This is a genomic window from Bacillus sp. BML-BC051, assembly GCF_019656175.1.
Classification (GTDB): Bacteria; Bacillota; Bacilli; order Bacillales; family Bacillaceae_G; genus Bacillus_A; species Bacillus_A mobilis.
In genome coordinates, this window is the sequence record NZ_BPLI01000030.1 from 36,207 (window position 1) to 55,640 (window position 19,434).

Annotated in this window: 26 protein-coding genes; 13 read left to right on the forward strand and 13 right to left on the reverse strand. The window is 34.9% G+C overall.

Annotated features, from left to right (window positions below):
• Position 1 precedes the first annotated feature (1 nt).
• Together pckA and K5S59_RS14205 are read left to right on the forward strand one after the other, a co-directional pair.
• Entirely contained in the window at positions 2-1,588 is a 1,587-nt protein-coding gene (gene pckA, locus K5S59_RS14200; protein ID WP_000108821.1) for a phosphoenolpyruvate carboxykinase (ATP), read from the forward strand.
• Between the two features lie 276 nt (positions 1,589-1,864).
• Positions 1,865-2,062 (forward strand): hypothetical protein, encoded by a 198-nt coding sequence (locus K5S59_RS14205; protein ID WP_000788111.1) that lies wholly within the window; start codon positions 1,865-1,867, stop codon positions 2,060-2,062.
• Between the two features lie 259 nt (positions 2,063-2,321).
• Here the strand turns inward: K5S59_RS14205 and K5S59_RS14210 are convergent, their stop codons facing one another.
• Entirely contained in the window at positions 2,322-2,705 is a 384-nt protein-coding gene (locus K5S59_RS14210; protein WP_000624932.1) for an ATP synthase subunit I, read from the reverse strand.
• Positions 2,706-2,996: 291 nt separating this feature from the next.
• Here K5S59_RS14210 and K5S59_RS14215 point away from each other — a divergent pair, with 291 nt between their 5' ends.
• Positions 2,997-3,218 carry a hypothetical protein gene (locus tag K5S59_RS14215; protein ID WP_000639043.1) on the forward strand — a complete coding sequence of 74 codons (222 nt, stop codon included), beginning with the start codon at positions 2,997-2,999 and terminating at the stop codon, positions 3,216-3,218.
• Positions 3,219-3,246: 28 nt separating this feature from the next.
• Here the strand turns inward: K5S59_RS14215 and K5S59_RS14220 are convergent, their stop codons facing one another.
• The 4 genes from K5S59_RS14220 to K5S59_RS14235 all read right to left on the reverse strand — a co-directional run bounded on the left by K5S59_RS14220 (position 3,247) and on the right by K5S59_RS14235 (position 7,359).
• On the reverse strand, positions 3,247-4,152 hold the full coding sequence (locus tag K5S59_RS14220; RefSeq protein ID WP_001255382.1) for a DMT family transporter: 906 nt from the start codon (positions 4,150-4,152) through the stop codon (positions 3,247-3,249).
• A gap of 258 nt (positions 4,153-4,410) precedes the next feature.
• Complete coding sequence (locus K5S59_RS14225) at positions 4,411-4,734, reverse strand: iron-sulfur cluster biosynthesis family protein (protein WP_000289563.1); 324 nt, start codon at positions 4,732-4,734, stop codon at positions 4,411-4,413.
• Positions 4,735-4,885: 151 nt separating this feature from the next.
• Entirely contained in the window at positions 4,886-6,106 is a 1,221-nt protein-coding gene (locus K5S59_RS14230) for an ATP-binding protein (protein ID WP_212981774.1), read from the reverse strand.
• Positions 6,103-7,359 carry an ATP-binding protein gene (locus tag K5S59_RS14235; protein WP_097845234.1) on the reverse strand — a complete coding sequence of 419 codons (1,257 nt, stop codon included), beginning with the start codon at positions 7,357-7,359 and terminating at the stop codon, positions 6,103-6,105. Before K5S59_RS14235 ends, K5S59_RS14230 begins: the two co-directional genes overlap by 4 nt.
• Before the next feature lie 248 nt (positions 7,360-7,607).
• Here K5S59_RS14235 and K5S59_RS14240 point away from each other — a divergent pair, with 248 nt between their 5' ends.
• Both K5S59_RS14240 and K5S59_RS14245 read left to right on the forward strand, forming a co-directional pair.
• Positions 7,608-7,748 (forward strand): hypothetical protein, encoded by a 141-nt coding sequence (locus K5S59_RS14240; protein ID WP_162937123.1) that lies wholly within the window; start codon positions 7,608-7,610, stop codon positions 7,746-7,748.
• Positions 7,749-7,764: 16 nt separating this feature from the next.
• Positions 7,765-8,574, forward strand: a complete 810-nt coding sequence (locus K5S59_RS14245) for an alpha/beta fold hydrolase (protein WP_000498289.1) — start codon at positions 7,765-7,767, stop codon at positions 8,572-8,574.
• A 206-nt stretch (positions 8,575-8,780) separates the two neighbouring features.
• Here the strand turns inward: K5S59_RS14245 and K5S59_RS14250 are convergent, their stop codons facing one another.
• The 3 genes from K5S59_RS14250 to K5S59_RS14260 all read right to left on the reverse strand — a co-directional run bounded on the left by K5S59_RS14250 (position 8,781) and on the right by K5S59_RS14260 (position 11,735).
• Entirely contained in the window at positions 8,781-10,925 is a 2,145-nt protein-coding gene (locus K5S59_RS14250; protein WP_050418697.1) for an LTA synthase family protein, read from the reverse strand.
• 271 nt (positions 10,926-11,196) lie between these two features.
• Positions 11,197-11,427 carry a hypothetical protein gene (locus K5S59_RS14255; RefSeq protein WP_000227426.1) on the reverse strand — a complete coding sequence of 77 codons (231 nt, stop codon included), beginning with the start codon at positions 11,425-11,427 and terminating at the stop codon, positions 11,197-11,199.
• A gap of 11 nt (positions 11,428-11,438) precedes the next feature.
• Positions 11,439-11,735 carry a DUF3986 family protein gene (locus K5S59_RS14260; protein WP_000455571.1) on the reverse strand — a complete coding sequence of 99 codons (297 nt, stop codon included), beginning with the start codon at positions 11,733-11,735 and terminating at the stop codon, positions 11,439-11,441.
• A gap of 120 nt (positions 11,736-11,855) precedes the next feature.
• On the opposite strand from K5S59_RS14260, the gene K5S59_RS14265 reads away from it, so the two are divergent.
• From K5S59_RS14265 to K5S59_RS14275, 3 genes are read left to right on the forward strand one after another with little or no spacing between them, the layout of a single operon-like run.
• The gene (locus K5S59_RS14265) at positions 11,856-12,863 is read left to right on the forward strand and encodes an ABC transporter substrate-binding protein (RefSeq protein ID WP_120450954.1); all 1,008 of its coding nucleotides are present in this window, start codon (positions 11,856-11,858) and stop codon (positions 12,861-12,863) included.
• Between the two features lie 11 nt (positions 12,864-12,874).
• Entirely contained in the window at positions 12,875-13,639 is a 765-nt protein-coding gene (locus tag K5S59_RS14270) for an ABC transporter ATP-binding protein (RefSeq protein ID WP_000009054.1), read from the forward strand.
• A complete protein-coding gene (locus K5S59_RS14275) occupies positions 13,632-14,438 on the forward strand; it encodes an ABC transporter permease (RefSeq protein ID WP_000368766.1) in 807 nt (268 codons plus the stop codon). Before K5S59_RS14270 ends, K5S59_RS14275 begins: the two co-directional genes overlap by 8 nt.
• 33 nt (positions 14,439-14,471) lie before the next feature.
• Here K5S59_RS14275 and K5S59_RS14280 read toward each other — a convergent pair whose 3' ends face one another.
• Both K5S59_RS14280 and K5S59_RS14285 read right to left on the reverse strand, forming a co-directional pair.
• Positions 14,472-14,699: a hypothetical protein gene (locus K5S59_RS14280; protein ID WP_000849119.1), complete on the reverse strand. Its 228-nt coding sequence runs from the start codon at positions 14,697-14,699 to the stop codon at positions 14,472-14,474.
• A 298-nt stretch (positions 14,700-14,997) separates the two neighbouring features.
• Complete coding sequence (locus K5S59_RS14285) at positions 14,998-16,122, reverse strand: hypothetical protein (RefSeq protein ID WP_002073389.1); 1,125 nt, start codon at positions 16,120-16,122, stop codon at positions 14,998-15,000.
• Between the two features lie 81 nt (positions 16,123-16,203).
• Here K5S59_RS14285 and K5S59_RS14290 point away from each other — a divergent pair, with 81 nt between their 5' ends.
• Positions 16,204-16,875 (forward strand): HAD family hydrolase, encoded by a 672-nt coding sequence (locus tag K5S59_RS14290; protein WP_000617317.1) that lies wholly within the window; start codon positions 16,204-16,206, stop codon positions 16,873-16,875.
• A 99-nt stretch (positions 16,876-16,974) separates the two neighbouring features.
• Here K5S59_RS14290 and K5S59_RS14295 read toward each other — a convergent pair whose 3' ends face one another.
• The 3 genes from K5S59_RS14295 to K5S59_RS14305 form a co-directional block, all read right to left on the reverse strand.
• Positions 16,975-17,514, reverse strand: a complete 540-nt coding sequence (locus tag K5S59_RS14295; RefSeq protein WP_000357376.1) for a DUF3267 domain-containing protein — start codon at positions 17,512-17,514, stop codon at positions 16,975-16,977.
• A 110-nt stretch (positions 17,515-17,624) separates the two neighbouring features.
• Positions 17,625-18,104 (reverse strand): antimutator 8-oxo-(dGTP/GTP)ase, encoded by a 480-nt coding sequence (mutTA, locus tag K5S59_RS14300; RefSeq protein ID WP_000276386.1) that lies wholly within the window; start codon positions 18,102-18,104, stop codon positions 17,625-17,627.
• Between the two features lie 84 nt (positions 18,105-18,188).
• Entirely contained in the window at positions 18,189-18,506 is a 318-nt protein-coding gene (locus K5S59_RS14305; RefSeq protein WP_000448410.1) for a hypothetical protein, read from the reverse strand.
• 83 nt (positions 18,507-18,589) lie between these two features.
• Here K5S59_RS14305 and ytzI point away from each other — a divergent pair, with 83 nt between their 5' ends.
• The 4 genes from ytzI to K5S59_RS14320 are packed head-to-tail and all read left to right on the forward strand — an operon-like array spanning position 18,590 to position 19,429.
• A complete protein-coding gene (ytzI, locus tag K5S59_RS14310) occupies positions 18,590-18,739 on the forward strand; it encodes a YtzI protein (RefSeq protein ID WP_000472802.1) in 150 nt (49 codons plus the stop codon).
• Positions 18,732-18,917 carry a hypothetical protein gene (locus K5S59_RS30705; protein WP_087943173.1) on the forward strand — a complete coding sequence of 62 codons (186 nt, stop codon included), beginning with the start codon at positions 18,732-18,734 and terminating at the stop codon, positions 18,915-18,917. Before ytzI ends, K5S59_RS30705 begins: the two co-directional genes overlap by 8 nt.
• A 19-nt stretch (positions 18,918-18,936) precedes the next feature.
• Positions 18,937-19,167, forward strand: coding sequence for a YczI family protein (locus K5S59_RS14315; protein ID WP_000911969.1), 231 nt, complete (start codon positions 18,937-18,939; stop codon positions 19,165-19,167).
• A 28-nt stretch (positions 19,168-19,195) separates the two neighbouring features.
• Positions 19,196-19,429, forward strand: coding sequence for a DUF3953 domain-containing protein (locus tag K5S59_RS14320; protein ID WP_080000300.1), 234 nt, complete (start codon positions 19,196-19,198; stop codon positions 19,427-19,429).
• Positions 19,430-19,434 lie beyond the last annotated feature (5 nt).

Here is a 19,434-nt window from a genome sequence, read left to right on the forward strand (position 1 = left end):
TATGAGTACTGTGAATGTCCAAATTGGTTTACACGAATTATTGAACGGAAGCAATGCACAGATTCAACTAAGTGTTCCGCAATTAGTGGAAAAAGTATTAATGCGAAATGAAGGGAAATTAACTTCTACTGGTGCCGTTTCTGCTTCAACAGGAAAATATACAGGACGTTCTCCTAAAGATAAATTTATTGTGAAAGAAGCATCGGTTGCTGACAAAATTGCTTGGGGAGCAGTGAATCAACCGATTTCTGAAGAACATTTTAATAAATTATATACTAAAGTTTTAGAATACTTAAAAGAAAAAGAAGAGTTATTCGTCTTCAATGGATTTGCTGGCGCTGACCGCAATTACCGCCTACCAATTCAAGTTATTAACGAATATGCATGGCACAATTTATTTGTACATCAATTATTCATTCGTCCAACTGAAGAAGAATTAACAACTCATGAATCAGAGTTCACAATTGTTTCTGCACCGAATTTCAAAGCTGATCCAGCTGTTGACGGTACAAACTCTGAAGCATTCATTATGGTTTCATTCGAAAAACGTATCGTACTAATTGGTGGTACAGAATACGCTGGAGAAATGAAAAAATCAATCTTCTCTATTATGAACTTCTTACTACCTGAACAAGATATTCTTTCTATGCATTGCTCTGCAAACGTAGGTGAAGAAGGCGACGTAGCACTATTCTTCGGTTTATCTGGAACAGGTAAAACAACATTATCTGCTGATCCAAACCGTAAATTAATCGGTGATGATGAGCATGGTTGGTCTGATAACGGTGTATTCAATATTGAAGGCGGTTGCTACGCAAAATGTGTAAACCTTTCTCACGAGAAAGAACCACAAATTTTCGATGCAATCAAATTTGGATCTGTTTTAGAAAACGTTATCATTAATGATCAAACGCGTATCGCAGACTACAACGATACTACTTTAACAGAAAATACTCGTGCTGCATACCCTATGCATGCGATCGACAATATCGTACTGCCAAGTGTTGCTGGACACCCAAATACAATCATTTTCTTAACTGCTGATGCATCTGGCGTATTGCCTCCAATCAGTAAGTTATCAAAAGAACAAGCTATGTATCATTTCTTAAGTGGTTACACTAGTAAACTAGCAGGAACAGAGCGCGGTGTTACATCTCCGCAAGCAACATTCTCAACTTGCTTCGGTTCACCATTCTTACCACTTGATGCATCTCGCTATGCTGAAATGCTTGGTGAAAAAATCGAGAAACACGATGCGAAAGTATTCTTAGTAAACACTGGCTGGACTGGTGGCGAATACGGCGTTGGTAAACGTATGAACTTAGGTTACACTCGTGCAATGATTCAAGCTGCATTAAGCGGCGAACTTGCGAAAACAGAAACAGCTAAACATGACATCTTCGGTCTTGAAGTTCCACTTCACGTACCAGGTGTACCTGACGAAGTGTTAATGCCTGAACAAACTTGGGCTGATAAAGCTGCTTACAAAGCAAAAGCAATCGAGCTTGCGAGCGAATTCAAAGAGAACTTCAAAAAGTTCGACAGCGTTTCTGAAAATATTATTAACTTAGGCGGTCCAATCGCTTAAGTACAAAATTTCTGTTGGAATAACCCTTTTTACTCATATGAATAAGTGTCGTGTAACCGTAAAGTTTCGCGTACTCACCGACAAAACCCAATGCGGCTTTACGGTTACACACACTTACATAAAAAAAGAAGCTTACGTTTTTTTACGTAAGCTTCTTTCTATATCTTATCTCTTCATCTATGGCTTAAATCATAAAATTACAGAAAATTCATTTTATAATCATTCATTTTTAGTTTTCCATGATACAATTTACATATACAGGAAAGGGGGAGACTTATGAAAAATTTTTCTCGTACAGGAAAAATCTTATTCAGCTATGGAGCAATTCAATTATTTTGGGGACTTGTGATGCTTAACGTTAATTTATTTCAGCATACAAGTGAAACGATAAAATACATTATTCTAATTATCGGAATAGTTTGTTGTATTATATCCACCTTTTTTAAAGAACATAAGGGTCATACTAATACTTGATCTCATATTAACTTATTGGAAGCAGAAACCTGTATTTTGTGCAAACTTTTGCTTCCTGTTGTACTGCCCATCACTGAATCACTTATCCAAGAGTAAACCCATTTTCACATAGACAAATTACGGCTTGGAATATATAAACTTTATCCCTACTCGTTACATCTCTCTGGTTTCACATCGCATGGAGCTAAAAAAGGCCCTGACCGCTTCTATCCGTGGCTGGATCATCTATTCTATCTAAAAAAAGAAGTCTTTTATCTTTTTAACTCTTCGTTAATTCTTCCTCATCTTTCATACTATAGTAGCCTAAATTCACAACGATTAAGAAATAGCCACCCAGAATCCCTACTGCAAATGCCCACATAACCATGTGGTGCTCAATTTCGTACATAATAATAGCACCCAAAATAGCAGCTGCAAAACGATTAAACATACCGAGCGTCGGTGCTTTCGTTTTCTTTACGATACTATCTCCAAGCTTCTCAATTCGTCTCCCTAAAAGCCAAACGCAATACATACTTACAATCAGTCCAATTCCAGCGCCTAAAAAGTGTGCTGAAAACGGTGTTAACATCCAGCCTAGTAAAAGAAAACCTAGTAAATAATACGATTGAATTTTAAACGACCTTAATGACATACTAATCATGCTGTTCTCCTCTTCAGTAATTTTCATCTATCCAACAAAAGCTGTATAACTCATTTCTTTCGAGTTCATACTACTTAAAATTCATTTCACTCAAATTAAAAACAACATAAACAGTGTGTTTATGTTGTTTAAATGTTTTCAGGAAATAATATTATACAAGATTTCAAACATCATATTCTCATAATTTGTGACGTTTTTCCAAACATTTTTCGTCCATTTATGAAAAAAATGATATCAATCTATGAACATACGGATATGATGTAATAAGCACACAAATAAAGGGGGCGTCTAATGATTTATTTTTTAATGGCTCTCATTCACCTCATTATCCCTGCACTTATTGGACTTTCATTGTATTGGTACACGAAAAATCATAGTATTTTCTACGCTGTCCTCGGTGTTCTTCTTCCAGGTATTATTCTTATCACACTCTTCCGTATTCCATTTTTAAACTTAATCCCACTTATTACTGCTATCTTATTTCTCGTCTTCTTACCAAAAATAAAAAAATAGGAAAGCAGATCATAGGTGATCTGTTTTCCTATTTTGATATAGGTTCCCCTGCAATAGAATGTACTTTTACTTTCTCCGATTTCACAAACCATAGACCGACGAAAATGATAATTCCACCGATTATTTGTTGAAACGATACATATTCATTTGCCCATATAGCAGCAAATAAAACAGCTACAAGCGGCGTTATATACATATATACCATCGTATGTGACGCGCCAATTTTTTGAATACCAACATACCACATTACTAAACCAAATACTGTTACAAAGAAAATAGAATATAGTAAAGCGAATAGTGTCATTCCGTGTGTAATGTGAAATGGCATTATAAATACATGTGGTCCACTTAACAATAAAAGTGGAATCGCCCCAACTAATGCTGACCATGCGGTAACACGTAGTGCTGAATATTTTTTAATTAATGGACCTGCTAAAACAGGATAAAGCCCCCAGCATATTGATGTAATAAGTCCAATTCCATTCCCGTAAAAAGAACTAGAAAGCGAATGCCCTGCTACTAAAACTAATGCGGCACCACCAAAGGCAATGATAGAACCGATGAGCTTTCGAGAAGAAAACTTTTCTTGTTTCAAAAAAATCGTAAATACAGTTGTAAAAATAGGTGAAATAGAAATGAGTAAAGAGGCATTTGTAGCGGATGTATATTTGACAGTTTCCATAAATAATGTTTGATACAGTACAATACCTACAACGCTAACGATGATTAATCTAGGTATATCCTTTCGTTCCATACAAACCGACTTTTCAATAAAAAATGCAAGGAGTAACATAAGCGGTGCCGCCGATATCATCCGAAGTGCAGTAAACTCAATTGCTGTAAATTCTAAAAGCCCATATTTCGCAATCGTAAAATTAATCCCCCAAATAATAACGACTGTTAAAATTAAAAACTCAATCCCCCATCTTCTCATGCGTATCCCCTCCGCAAATAAGATTATACAGAAAATTCAATCACATGTACATTTCATTATGTGAAAAAATCTTCGTATTGTCTGGAGAGTTTTGGTACATGAAATTATATCGGCGATTTTCTGAATATATCAGCGCAACTCGAATTATATCAGCGATTTTTTAAATATATCGACTTATCAACAAAAAACGGCAATAATAGCGACTTATACAATAGGAAAGGTGGTTCCAAAATACATTTTGGAACCACCTTTCCTTTACTACACTCGCACATGTAACTTCATATTTGGATTATAAAACTGGCTCGGGCTCTTCAGTTGAAAAGTTCCTCCACCTTCATGCCAATCAACTGTTAACTTATCATCCATAAATACAAGCTTTGTGCGATCTGCAATAAAGCTAAACTGGCTTGATTCAATATCCACATCGCGCTCATCTTTTTCTGCTACAGCTACTAAATCGATAATTCCGCTCATTACACAACCGCAACCTTCATTATCGTAAAATAACTTTATATATTTCGCTTCATTTGGAATCGTATCCATAATCTTTTTATATGCTGCTTCTGTTACAGTAACGTACATATGTTAATGTTCATCCTCTCTTCTCGTATCCTTCCTATATTGTACCACTATTTTTCTAATCACTGATCTATAAACTCACACTTAAAAAATTCATTCCACAAAAAAGGGAGATCACTCTCAAATAAGTGATCTCCTTTTTAAAAATAATTTTTCATGATATCGGCAACATAACCTTCACAGTTGTTCCAACCCCAACTTCACTTTCAAAACTCATTTTACCGTTGTGGTCTTTAATAATTTTTTCTGTAACTACTAAACCTAAACCTGTTCCCGTTTCTTTCGTTGTGTAAAAAGCTTCATTTAACTTCGGAATTTTGTCTTTTGGAATACCGCAACCCTCATCCTTAACTTGGACAATGATTGCATCTTCTACAGTCACTTTAATCGTAATCGTTCCGCCAACTGACATTGCTTCAATCGCATTTTTAATTAAATTAAAAAATACTTGCTTTAATCTTTTTTCATCGCATGTAATCGACGGTATGTCTTTACTATAAATACCTTGTATGTGCACTCCTTGCTTTAAAGCAGGCTTTCCCATAACTCGGATAACATAAGCGATAATTTCTTCTATATTATGAACTTCTGATTCTAGTGATTTAGATTTCTCAAATCCACTAAGTTCTGTAGCGATTGTATGAATTCGTTCTACTTCTTGTTTCATAATATCACTATATATTTTATCCTCTGGATATTTAATCGCTTGCTTATTAACAAATTTATCTAAGTTAGCTAGAGGTCTTCTAATTTTGTAACCAATAACTGTAGCCATTTTCCCAACAGTTGCTAGCTTTTCTGTTTGTTGTATTTCTTTATCCATCATCTCAAGCGTACGAACGTAAGATTGAAACCTTAAAAACATAATCCAACATATGATAGTAAATACACTATATAATGCCATCGGGATTAAAACGAGTGACGAGTGAATAATGATTCCTATAAGAGCGTATTTCCCAACAAGTATGCTCGGAACTAACCAAAAATATCTTTTATTCACAAAGAGTGGGGCAAATAAAATAAAAAATCCTTCTACTATATTCCCACCATCAAACTCAGCATCACTACCGTAGTAAATCATAAAATTATGGATAAAATCTAATAAGTTATATCCAATTAGAATAATATACTTTACTGCAAATGGTTTTTTCCATTTCATAAAGTATATTCCAGTGCAAAATAAGATCACCATTAGAAAATAAAGCCATAAACCTAAACCATCTTCAAATTGTCCTACTCCTTCTTGCTCTCCTCCTATTAAAGGTACAATAAATTCGTAGGCAAGATCGTATACAAAAAATATAATGAAAAATAAACTTAAAAATATTTTCAGTGCCTTCATTTCTTCATTTTTAAATATATCGTCTTTATTCATATCGTAACCCCTAGCTTTTCTCCCTCTTGGATTTCATTATTTCCACGTTGCTTCGGGAGCATGATATCTATTCTAGTTCCAATATCTCTTTCACTTGAAATATGTAATTCACCAAGATGCTGCTCAGTAACAAGCCGATTCGCTACAGTAAGTCCTAGGCCAATTTTATCTTGTTTCGTTGTATAAAAGGCCTCTTTAACACGAGCTAAATTTTCTTTCTTAATACCGTAACCATTATCAATTACACTTAGCATTACATAATCTTGTCCTTTGTTTTCTAACCGTAACTCTAATGTGCCACCTTGCTCCATTGCCTCCAGAGCATTTTTTATGACATATAGAAAGACTCCTCTTATTTTCCGCTCATCACATTCAACTTCTATCGTCTTTTCTTCCACATTAGAAATAAACTGGACGCTCGATTCATTCATTTTTTCGCGAACAATTGTTACTGCTTGTAATGCAATTTCACCTATATTATGTTTCTTATAAACAGAAGGTTTACATGTAGCAACTTCCATTAACTCACTTATCATATTATTCATATTTTCTATTTCAAAAATCATCTGTTTGTAAATAGGGTCCTCCCCATGCTTCTCTCGTTGTAATTGCGTAAACCCTTTTAATGAAGCAAGTGGATTTTTAATTTCATGTCCCACTGTCGCTGCCATTTTTCCAATTACCGCTAATTTTTGTGATTCACTAGCAATCTTAATACTTTCCTTTACCGCTGAAAGATATTGTATAAATCGATTTAAAATAATGTATGCCGCTATTAATACGAGTGTATACATAATGAGGAACATAAATCCTTTTACTTCCTTTAATACAAATAAATAAATAACATATTTCCCTACAATAGTCGAAAGTACAAACACAAAATATTTTTTATTTAAAAATATAGGTACAAAGAAAATGAAAAAAATTTCTATTATATTTACTCCATCAAATGCCGCCTCATCATAAAGCATATACGAAAGTATATTAACGATTTCTATTCCTATGTATGCAAATACACATGCATATTTAACAAGGTTCGCTTTCTCTTTTTTTATTAAATATACATTCACACCGAGTATTGCAGTTCCGCAAATAACTTGCCATAGTATGCTATGTCCCTTATCCGTTAGCGATTTATCCTCTAATACGATTGCGTAGAAAATTTGATATGAAACAACGATGACATATAGCACCCACAAAAAGATTTTGGCATTCCTTTCTTCTTCTTTATATGATAGAAAACTTTCTTTCACTTCAACACCCCTTCAAAATAATGTCTCTAAGAATACCATTTATTATAATAAATGATTTTCATAGACAAACAAAGAGAAATCGAACATTTGAGGAAAATCATTCCAACATCAAGATATTTTCAGACTATATGCAATCATAAAAACTATAAACAATAATACGTATATTATGTAGGGGATAGGCGATAAAAAATAAAGTGAAACTTTAATCAACCCTTATCATCAATCAGGCTTTTACGGGCCATTGATAAATGGATAAATCACTGAAATCTTTCACACGTAAAAATGAAAAAACACCTGGTGTCCTAATAGAACAAAACCCTACGCAACTTGCAAACGAATTCATTAAAGCTATGACGAAACAACGCTTTTGGGATAGAGCATATGAATAGGTTAGGGGGATAATTTATGTTTGTTACCGTCGAGAAAGATGTGCATATTTTTGTGCAAGACGTTAATCCTGGGCCAGGTAGTAAAACTGTGTTCTTCGTCCATGGCTGGCCTTTAAATCATCAAATGTACCAATATCAACTCAATGTGTTACCACAGCATGGCTTCCGCTGCATCGCTATGGATATACGCGGCAACGGGCAATCTGATAAACCATGGACTGGTTATACATACGATCGTTTAGCAGACGATATCGCCATTGTTCTAGAAGCACTTCAAGTAGAAAATGCTACATTAGTCGGTTTTTCAGTAGGTGGCGCTCTTTCTATTCGCTACATGTCTCGCTACAATGGTCATCGCATTTCTAAACTTGTATTAGTCGATGCTGTTTCCCCCTCTTTCGTTAAAAATCAAGAATCTCCCTATGGTGTCCCAAAAGAACAAGCAGATACCCTCATTAATCAAATGTATGCCAATATGCCTAAATTTTTAAATGATGTATCTTTATCATTTTTTAATAGAAACTTAGGATCTGCTACGTTAGAATGGTTTTCTTATCTCGGTATGCAATCTGCTTCCTACGCTCTCATCAAAATATTGCAAGCAGCCGCAAATGAAGATGTAACGAAAGATTTAAGTAAAATTAACGTCCCAACAAAAATATTCCATGGTGTTCACGATCAACTTATACCTTACAAAAGCGCTGAACTCACGCAAAAGAGGATTAAAAATTCTCAGTTGCATCCTCTTACGAATAGCGGTCACGGCTCTCCAATTGATCAAGCGGATGAATTAAATAAAGAACTTATAAAGTTTTTAAATTCATAAAAATCTATGCCAAATCATGTCGATATAAACGCAGTTTTTGAAAAGATTAAAATTCACACATTTCTCACAAATCAATTAATAAAACGATTATATTTTCATTTATACTAAATGTACAGGTAATACTCCCTAAACCCAGCTTGTCTGGTTACCCCGTTAAATACTATAAAAAAAGAACTTGTATCATTATACAAGTTCTTTTTGTTTTTCTATTTAAAAAGTATACCTTTACTATACTGTTTTCCAGCAAGCAAATCATATTGGATCATTTTATATTGCTCTAACATTTCTTTTTGTTTCTTTGTTAAATCTGTTATCTCTTCCCCATCTTTATTAACCTTTAACTCCTCTTTAAGGACTGGTATTTCTTTATGCATTTCCGATAAAAATTGATAGAATGGTGATTTATTTATCCCTGCATAATCCAAAACAAGATTAGAAAAATAAATTGGGCTTACTAAACCTAGGTTGTCATTTGGCAAATCGAAATTTGCATACATTAACAATGGCGTTTCTGACATAGCTAATCTTTCATTTAGAGTTTCTTCATTCTCTATATATCCAGCTTCTTCATAGATAGCTTTATTTACCCCTAATATTGGTAAATGATCTCCAAAGAAAACCAATATAGTAGGTCTTTCTAGCTCTTGAATTTGTTCTACTAAATATTTTAGAGCCTCATCAGAACGACGTACACCCTCAGTATAGGTTTCTAATTCTGCTTTCGATCCCTCATCTGTTAATCCGTTAACTTCTATTTGTTTTTCTTCAAACCGTCCTGGATTGAATGGGAAATGATTTTGCATCGTAACTGCATGAATAAACGTAGGTTGCTGGCTCTTATTTAATTCCTCTATTATTTCTTTACTAATAGATACATCGCTAATATAATCTCCAGCTACCTCTACGTTGTTCATTGTATCTTCCGCATTGAATTTATCAATTCCTAAAATATTATATACATCATCCCGCTTATAAAATGATCTTCCATAAGCATGAATTGCATTCGTATAATATCCATGTTTTTTCAATTCACTTGCGATAGACGGAATTTCTCTTTGCCCTGTCACCGCTTGTTGATATGGTATAGAACCTGGCTTTAAAAAGCTCATTGAATAGCTCGTTAACGCTTCAAATTCTGTATTTGCTGTATTCCCTCCGAATACAGGCGCTATTGTTTGTCCACCTGGAAAATTCTCAATATAGTGATGTAAATTCGGCACCGGATCTTCGCTAAACGAAAGATTCATTAACTTTGTTGGATCCCAAAAAGCTTCACTCATGAAAAATATAATATTTGGTTTCTCGGCCTTCTCTTTTTTTCCTACATTGCTTCCATATTGTTTCTTTATATCATTTGAAATTTGTAGCATAGTTTCTTTTGAATATTCTTCTGGCTTCTCAATGACAGTTGTGTCTAAGTTACTGACAAATCCTAAAACAAAACCATTATCAGTATAGTTTACATTTTGATTCCAAGCCACGAAGGTTACCCCATATTTTTGCAATACACTATTCATAAATGTATTAGGATAATTACTATATGCATACACCATAAAAGTAGAGCCACATATTAAAATAATTCTCGTAATCATATTAGGTTTTATAACTGGAATATGCTTTCGTATATACATAACTAAATATACAAGTAGAGTAATTCCTAATATTCCTAAAAATATAGTCCACCAACTAAAATAGTCCATAACCATCGGTATAACGGACTGCATTTGAGTAATCTGTATGAAATCAGACGGATAGAATGGATCTCCTCTAAAAATAAGTTTAAAATGGTTCACAATTCCAAAGATAGTTAACACCAAACTTGTTATCGTGACACTCAAAAAGATTCGTCCAAGCAAACTATACACAAAAACATATATCATATAAATAAATAATAGGCTTAGTATATACTGTCCGTATCGCTGGTAAACCCAGTTATTAACTAATACAAGGCTCATATTCTCCTGCATCATGATATACATCCAATTCATTGTATGGGCAATTAAAAATAGTAAGGCATAAACTCGAATAGCCGGCCTAAGTTTATGACCGATGCCTTTATTTAAATGAATAATGTATAGTAGTACCCCCCACAAAACAATAATGAGTATACTTAGCTGTATTTTCCCATTAAAAAATTCTTTAGTTCTCTCGAATTCGAAAGATCTTAACATAACAAAAAACAGCGTTTCTAAACAAATCGCCCACATTCCACTAAGAATGATAGAAATTAATAGATTCTTCCTCGGCTCTTGAGGAGAAAAACTAAGATAAAATTCATCTCTTCTTCGTTGTTGTGTTAAAAAATCAAAACGCAATTTATTCCCTCTTTCCTTTACCCCTTCGTCTCGCATCCACAAACATATTGTCCTATACAAAATACCATATTTGTATGCAGCTAGTCTTCCTATGTGCTTGTAATATACACTTGTATCCTTAATTTCCCCTTAAAAATACAATGAAACTTTAATGCGTCCGCTCCTTCAGGATTGAACGTGATAAACCTTCTTCGCTCTATATTCTAACAGCATAAATGAACTATGCTTCACAAAATTATTACCATAAGAAAAGAACCTATCAATATTGACAGGTTCTCCTTCATTTTAACAGACATGAGCATGTGTATTATATAAGAGAATACATCCATACTTTCCATATAATACATACAAATACGATAACTACAAAATCAAAAAGATCTAATCTCGGACCCTTTTTCATATTCATCTCGAGCCACATATGGACCCATTTTATTTTTGTATATTTTTGAATGTTTTTCTTTGCAAATCGGTAAATGAGTACTTGCATAATAAAAAATCCGACTACGAAAATGAACAAGAAAATGAGAAAATCGACCACAAGATTCCTCCCTATTTTTGCAGCGATTTTTCTACTATTTGATTTCTCAAAACCCACTCTTCAAATTGAGCACTTCCAAATTCCCAACTAAGATCACGAGCATGTACAGAAAAAACGTAATGACCAGCATATTCGTCCATAAATCTCCCTGTCTCGATCTCATCTTTCTGAAGACCATATGCTCCAAAGTTAAAATATACATCCCATACGTCTTCATTCTTCCGCTTATAAGCAATCGATTCCATATCACATTCTGTTCCGAAATAATCAAGATGTAAATGTACGCTATCATCATATTCGTACTCCATTTTATCACCCCTTATATTTGTACTTCTTTATCACCAAAAAAATTCCTGCTATCTACACTCACATATGGGCGCTTACCTACATATCATGCTTGTAGAGTGACTTCTAGGAGGTGTCATATAGTGAAAAATTTTATAGCTGTTTTTTGCATCATGTTACTAGCTGTTTTCACATTCGCTGCTTGCAGTAGTAAAAAGGAAGGTACGAAAGAACAAACACAAAACATTCGCATCGGCGAAGTTACCCATTCTCTCTTCTACGCCCCGTTATATGTCGGGATTGAAAAAGGATTTTTTAAAGATGAAGGATTAAATATTGACCTCCAAACAACAGCTGGCGGAGATAAAACGATGACCACCCTATTATCTGGCGGAATTGATATTGCTCTCGTCGGTTCCGAAACGTCTATTTACGTTCATCAACAAGGTGCAAAAGACCCTGTCATTAACTTCGCACAGCTTACACAAACAGACGGAACATTTTTAGTTTCGCGTAAAAAATTAGACTCTTTTAATTGGAATGACGTAAAAGGTGTTACGTTTTTAGGACAGCGAAAAGGCGGCATGCCGCAAATGGTTGGAGAATACGTTTTAAAGAAAAATGGCATTGATCCTCACAAAGATACAAACTTAATTCAAAACATCGAATTTGCTAACATTGCAAGTGCCTTTGCATCTGGTACTGGGGAATTTGTACAGCTCTTTGAACCAACTGCGAGTATATTCGAAAAAGAAGGTAAAGGATATATCGTCGCTTCGTTCGGAAATGAATCTGGAACTGTTCCATATACAACGTTCATGGCAAAAGAAAGCTTCTTAAAGAAAGATAAAGATGCTGCTGAAAAATTTACACGGGCGCTCTATAAAGCGCAACAATGGGTTGATACACATAGTTCAGAAGAGATTGCTGATGTCGTGTCTCCATTATTTAAAGACACTTCAAAAGACATTACAGTAAAAGTAATTGAACGTTATAAAAAGCAACATTCTTATGCGACAAATCCGCTATTAGATACTGAAGAATGGAAACAGCTCCAAACAATTATGAAAGAAGCTGGCGAATTACAAAAAGAAGTTCCACATGAAGCGCTCGTCAATACAAAAATTGCCGAAAGCGTTATTAAGAAATAGAGGCGAAGTGTATGAGTTTTTTACAAATACGTAACGTTTCTCACTGCTTTTTCGCAAAAGAGAATGCTAAATTGATTCTCGAAGACATGAGTTTACAAGTGGAAGAAGGCGAATTTATTTCTATACTCGGTCCAAGTGGTTGCGGCAAAACAACACTCCTCTCCATTATTGCCGGACTGCTTGATCCAATTGAGGGTATCGTCTTTTTAGATGGTGAGCCCATTACAACGAAAACCTCATCCATGGGATACATGTTGCAGCAAGATTACTTGTTCCCTTGGAAAACAATTGAAGAGAATATTATGCTTGGACTTCACACCCGAAAAATTTACAATGAACAGACTAAAGAACATACTTTACAACTTTTAAAACAAGTCGGTCTACATGATGTAGAAGAGCAATACCCTCGTGAACTGTCAGGCGGTATGCGTCAACGTGCCGCTCTCGTTCGAACGTTAGCGACCGATCCGAAAATTTTATTGTTAGATGAACCATTCTCGGCGCTCGATTATCAAACGAAGTTGAAACTAGAAAATCTCGTTTTCAGCTTACTACGCACATATAAGAAAACTTCACTACTCGTGACACATGATATTGAAGAAGCCATTGCGATGAGTGATCGTATTTATTTACTGCAAGCGAATCCCGGAAAAATTGCAAAAACATTTGTCGTCCCAGAAAGCATCCGTTCCTTATCACCGTTAGAATCACGCCACCACCATGACTTCCCAAACATCTTCCAAGATATATGGAAGGAGCTGGAGCGCCTTGGATAATATAAAGCAACTACATGAACAGTTTCGAAAAAAAGAACGCAGGCACGCATGGTTAGCACGCTCACTGCAGCTTTTACTACTCATTCTTTTCTTTGCCCTATGGGAAATAGCTAGCAAAAAAGAGTGGATCGATCCTTTACTCTTTAGCTCTCCTTCAAGCATTTGGGATCTCTTCCTTAGTAAATGGCTTGATGGTTCGCTTTTGGTTCACATATGGACGACATTACTTGAAACAGGAGTAGGCTTCATTCTTGGAACAGTGCTCGGCGCTATTATCGCTACTTTTCTTTGGTGGATGCCACTTCTCGCCCGTGTACTCGATCCCTATCTCGTCGTCCTAAACGCCATGCCAAAAGTGGCACTTGGACCTATTATCATTGTAATCTTCGGTCCAAATATTTCTTCGTCGATTGCAATGGGAGTAATCATTTCCATCATCATTACCATTCTCGTTATTTACAGCGCATTTCAAGAAGTCGATTCTAACTATATAAAAGTGATGGACACATTTGGCGCCAATAAGTGGCAATGTTATAAGCAAGTAGTTCTACCTGCATCCTTCCCAGCAATTATTTCCACGTTAAAAGTGAACGTTGGTTTATCATGGGTCGGTGTTATATTCGGTGAACTTCTCGTCTCTAAACAAGGTCTTGGCTACTTAATTAGCTACGGATTCCAAGTATTTAATTTCACGCTTGTCTTACTGAGCGTACTACTCACCTGTGTCCTCGCAACACTTATGTATGTGTTTGTTGAGGCATTTGAAAAACTTCTAATTGGAAAACGAAAAAGAAGCTGACTTAGAACGATAGACTATAGTCAGCTTCTTTCTTTACCTTTTATCACACATCTTTGTTTCATTTGTAACGTTGCCATTCGCAACCGTAACTGTATGGAAACAATCTTTCACACGTACTGTAACGACATTTTCTTTTCGATCTATTACATGATAATCATCATACTTTTTATTTAATGCACTACGAATTTGCTCTCCTTCAAAAATCGGAAAACCGTGAGACATTACCCAAATGAGACCAGCAACCGCAAGAATCGTTTTCATACGTTTCATTACCTCCTTGAGAGTAAACTTTTAGTCCCTACAATATGCGCATTATAATTGTGTCTAATTTGTGACATTTTTATACTAATTCTCTTTTAAAGCTTCAGTTCCTTCTTCTTTTTTAAAAAAGACAGAATTTTCAATTTTATCAACAAAAAAACGCAAAGAACTAAAATTCTTTACGTTTTCTTGGATAAAGTGAAACTTTAATCAGTGGGGGTTTTCTTCATCCCCCACTGATTATTAGCCCTCGCCGGTCTTACTGCCCATTAAAGCGGGATAAAATATATAACTCGTATTATTGTCCACTTTGTTGTTCTATCGTTTTCGAAACATCATATAATCCCGTCAACACTTCCGCTCTCATTTTTACAAGCTCAGGGAACTGATAGAAGAACGCAATTTTTTTATACTTTAACTCCGATCCTTCTTTCACCTTTTTGGAATCTTGCAAAATAAACGCTGTAAACGTATCTGCAATATCTTCCGCTACATTTGTCGTTCCATACTGTGATACAAACTCCTCATGCTTTTCCTTAAAAAATTCAATTTGAGTTTCTTCACTTTCTTCCACTTTCTTTTCTGTCCACTCCTGCTCAATATCCTTCCAGAAAGAGTTATAAAATTGATTAATATAAGATTTCTCCCTCGCACACCCCTCTTGTAAGAAAAGCGTTTCACAGTTACTTCTGTACGTTGAAATATCTTTATCTTCGTCAAAATCCTTCAAATACTTTTCATCTACTGGTATTTGCTTATATCCAAGTGTCAACACATGAGCCGTCTCATGAATTAATGTTTTCATCACTTCATCGATATTTACCGCAGAATCAAGTGTATCTAAGCTTAGCGTCCAATCTTTCGGATTCTCCATACTAGGCATAACGTGGGCAACAACGCCATCATAACCGTCCGTTATTAAATCAAATTCTGTTATATTCCCGCGATATTTAGCTGGAATAAGAATGCGGTACATATCCCATAAGTCTTCATGATAACCTCTATCTTGACGTTGTTGTAGCACCTCTTCTTTCGCTTCTTTATCTTCAGCGAATACTTTATTTAAACGTTTCCGTTCTATTTTTTCCAAATAAGGATCTACAATTTCATCACCATCAATATAATAAGAAGCTAAAAAGAAATAATTTTCATCCTCTTCTTTTTTCTGCTCTGCCTCTTTCATATCCGCACTTTCATGCTCTTCTATATCATAATCTTCTACCGCTTCAAGCTCAGATAATCCATCTATTTTTTCATATACTTTTTGAAGTTTATTATCTCCTATTTCCACACACTCTTCTTCAGTCTTACAAATTTCTTTTTCCTTCACACTCTTCATAGAACTATCGCATCCTGATACTAAACCAATTGCAACGATAACCCCTACTAACTTGCCATACAGTCTCTTCATACAATCCTCCATTATTCCATTCTACAAAAATATAATAATCATTTTTGTACGAATATGCGATAATTAATTATAAAAACTGTAAGGAGGATTCTCATGATTCGAGCAGTATTATTCGACTTAGATGGAACACTATTAGATCGGCGACAATCTCTAGAACAATTTATTCATGATCAATATAATCGCTTTTCCTCTCACTTAATGAGCATAGAAAAATCAGAGTATTGTTCTCGATTTCTTGAACTCGATAATAATGGCTATACGTGGAAAGATAAAGTATATGCTACTCTCCTTTACGAATACAGCATTACCACTTTAACGCAAGAGCAACTGCTGCACGACTACATTACTAACTTTCAACATCATTGTATTCCTTTCCACAACATGCATGAATTACTTCATTGTTTAACACAACAAAATATTAAAATTGGCATTATAACAAACGGCTTTACTGACTTTCAAATGAACAATCTTCGTGCACTAAACATACATACGTATACAAATACAATTCTCGTTTCAGAAGCGGAAGGGATTAAAAAACCACATCCTGAAATTTTCGAACGAGCTTTGCAAAAACTAGACGTTAAGGCCACAGAATGTCTTTACGTTGGAGATCATCCAGAAAACGATGTGCTTGGTTCTGAACGAGTAGGGATTCTTGGTGTGTGGAAGAGAGATTCATTTTGGGATGACTTTGAGCATCCACGTGTAGTGAACGATTTGTTGGAGGTGCTTTCGTTTTTAGAAATAGCAATGAAAACAAAGTAATAGTAAATAAATTACATCGGCGATTTTCACAATATATCACTTACCGACAAAAAGTGACAATAACAAGAGGAGGTCGCTAATCTAGCGCCTCCCCTTCCTTTATGATTCATATACTGTAAACTGCGGTTTACTCGGATGATCTTTAACTTGCGCATCATCTGGAAACTTGGAAACTTTTTGATATAAGGCAATGTCACCGATGCAACCTGCTGTTAGTAAAATCCCTAAAAATGAGATGGATTGCATATTCATAGCTAATCCAATTACAATTGGCAAAATTCCAGTTGGTAAAAACGGCAGCATTAACACTTTCTTCATTTGATTTACTGTAATCGCCTGTTTAGAATGAGCATATGCAACACCTAATTTCCAATTAACTCCCCATTTCAGTTCACTCCACGGCACACCACCGATATAGCGAAACCCTATTAAATGTATCGCTTCATGAATACAAACGAGAACAAGCATTGCGATAATAAAAAGAAACATGTTTGGTAACGTAATTTCAATTTGAAATCCACCTGAAAGAAGTGAATGTAAAAAACTAACTCCAATCGCCAGAACGAATGCTATACAACATGAATAGAAATTTAATTTCCCCATCGAAACAGTAACAGTCGTTTCTTTTCCTTTATCCATCTTTCCCCTCCTAAAACGCAAATATATCTTTACAAAATTGTATAATATACCCAAAATAATATAAAGATATATTTACATTTTCTTACATACAAAAAAAGAAACCGGCCACTTTACTTCGTAAAACAGCCGATTTCTTCTATATGTTTCATCGTGCGCGCCAATACATCGTCACGCATTATAAAGCTAAATTTTCTATCCGTTTTAATATTGTCAGGAATGTCTGTTAATAAAACAGATCCTTTCGTTTCTTCGTAATGCGTATGTTCTTCTACCGCACTAATTGTTGCAAAATAAATGTTTTTAATGATTATTTTGTCTTTTCCAGATACTTTATATTGTCCTAAGTAAGTTAAATCAGAAACTATGCCGCCAGTTTCTTCATGAACCTCTCGAACTGCCGCTTCTTCCGGTGTTTCCCCTAGTTCTACTTTACCACCTGGAAATTCAAGACCGCGACGTAAATGATGCGTTAATAACCATTGATCCCCGTACCGGCATACAACCCAAACATGCTTTGGCTCAGGAGAAAATGGATAACGTTCAAACGATAATTGTACAGTGTTGTGGTAATAATCTTTAAATTTGTACATGCCATTACTCCCCTATTGATGGTTACAAGTTTTTCCTACCACAAATTGTAGCATATTCTCGCTTTTCTGCATAATATTATCCAATTACAATCCATTGATTATTCCCATTTGTGCGACTAATTCTTTCGTCTCATGATTTCCTAAATCGTAAATCATTTTATATGCTTTTTGTAGTTGTTCATCATATCGGTCATTATTTGAATCGTGATGATACTCAACAAATGGAACGTGAGAACGTACAAATGAACCTAAATCCTCTACATATGCTTGATCGAAGTACTCTCTTAACTCCGTAATTTCCTCATCACTTGCGGAAATCTCAAAATTATACGTATCTGCCGTCTTCACTTGTGAAATTTGACCGTTTCCTATTGATATATAATATGTTTTTTTCGTCTCCATGTAACACCCTTCTTTCATCCTTTTAATTTCTATTGTTTTCATCAATTACAAAATTATGTAAAATAAAGAAAAGGAGGGATTACATGTTCAAAATATTAATTATCGGTATTATCATCGTCCTAGTCATACTAGTACTCTCCGTCATGACGATTAATAAAGGCTATGCATATAAACATTCTGTTGATAAGCCAGAAGATAATCCTTATACAAAAAACAGCAAGAAGAATTCATAATACGCTTCATATACTACTTAGTTTAGCCCACGTCCTATCCAGTATTAATTTACTGACAGTTCAACATAACTTTCTACCACTTTCACAATTTCTATTAGGAGCTTTACTGTTTCTTATTACCATTAAACAAATAAAGAAAAAAGATTCATTTCAATCGTTCTCATCATTAGCTATATAAAATAACTGGAGGTATATATATGCTAAAAGGGTTACAGATTACTTTTGCACTTATCGCTTTATCTATCTCAATCTATGGATTTATTAGCGGTAACAGAGAAATAATGCCTTATATGCTCTTTTTCTTAGGATTAATGGCTTTCACTGTAGCGCTAGGAGAAATAAATCAAGACAGAAAATCTAGCGGTATACTCGCTTTCATGGCTGGAGCCGGTGCTTTATTTCTTAGCTTCTCAGAACTATTTCGGTAAATGATCTATTTAAAAGGTGGAGATTTGTATATTAAAAACATTACGAATTGTATCCGCTCTTATCATCATCGTTCTCGCTCTATCCGTAATATTTATAAATGCACTTGTTACATTGCCTTATATGCTCATCGCCTTATCTATTATGACCTTCATCATGAGTGCAGAAGAAAAACAGAAACAAAAGAAAGTACATAGTATACTCTCCTTCTTTTCTGGCGTATTCACTTTCATTGTTGCTATTATAATTTTTGTCTCTCGGTAATTATC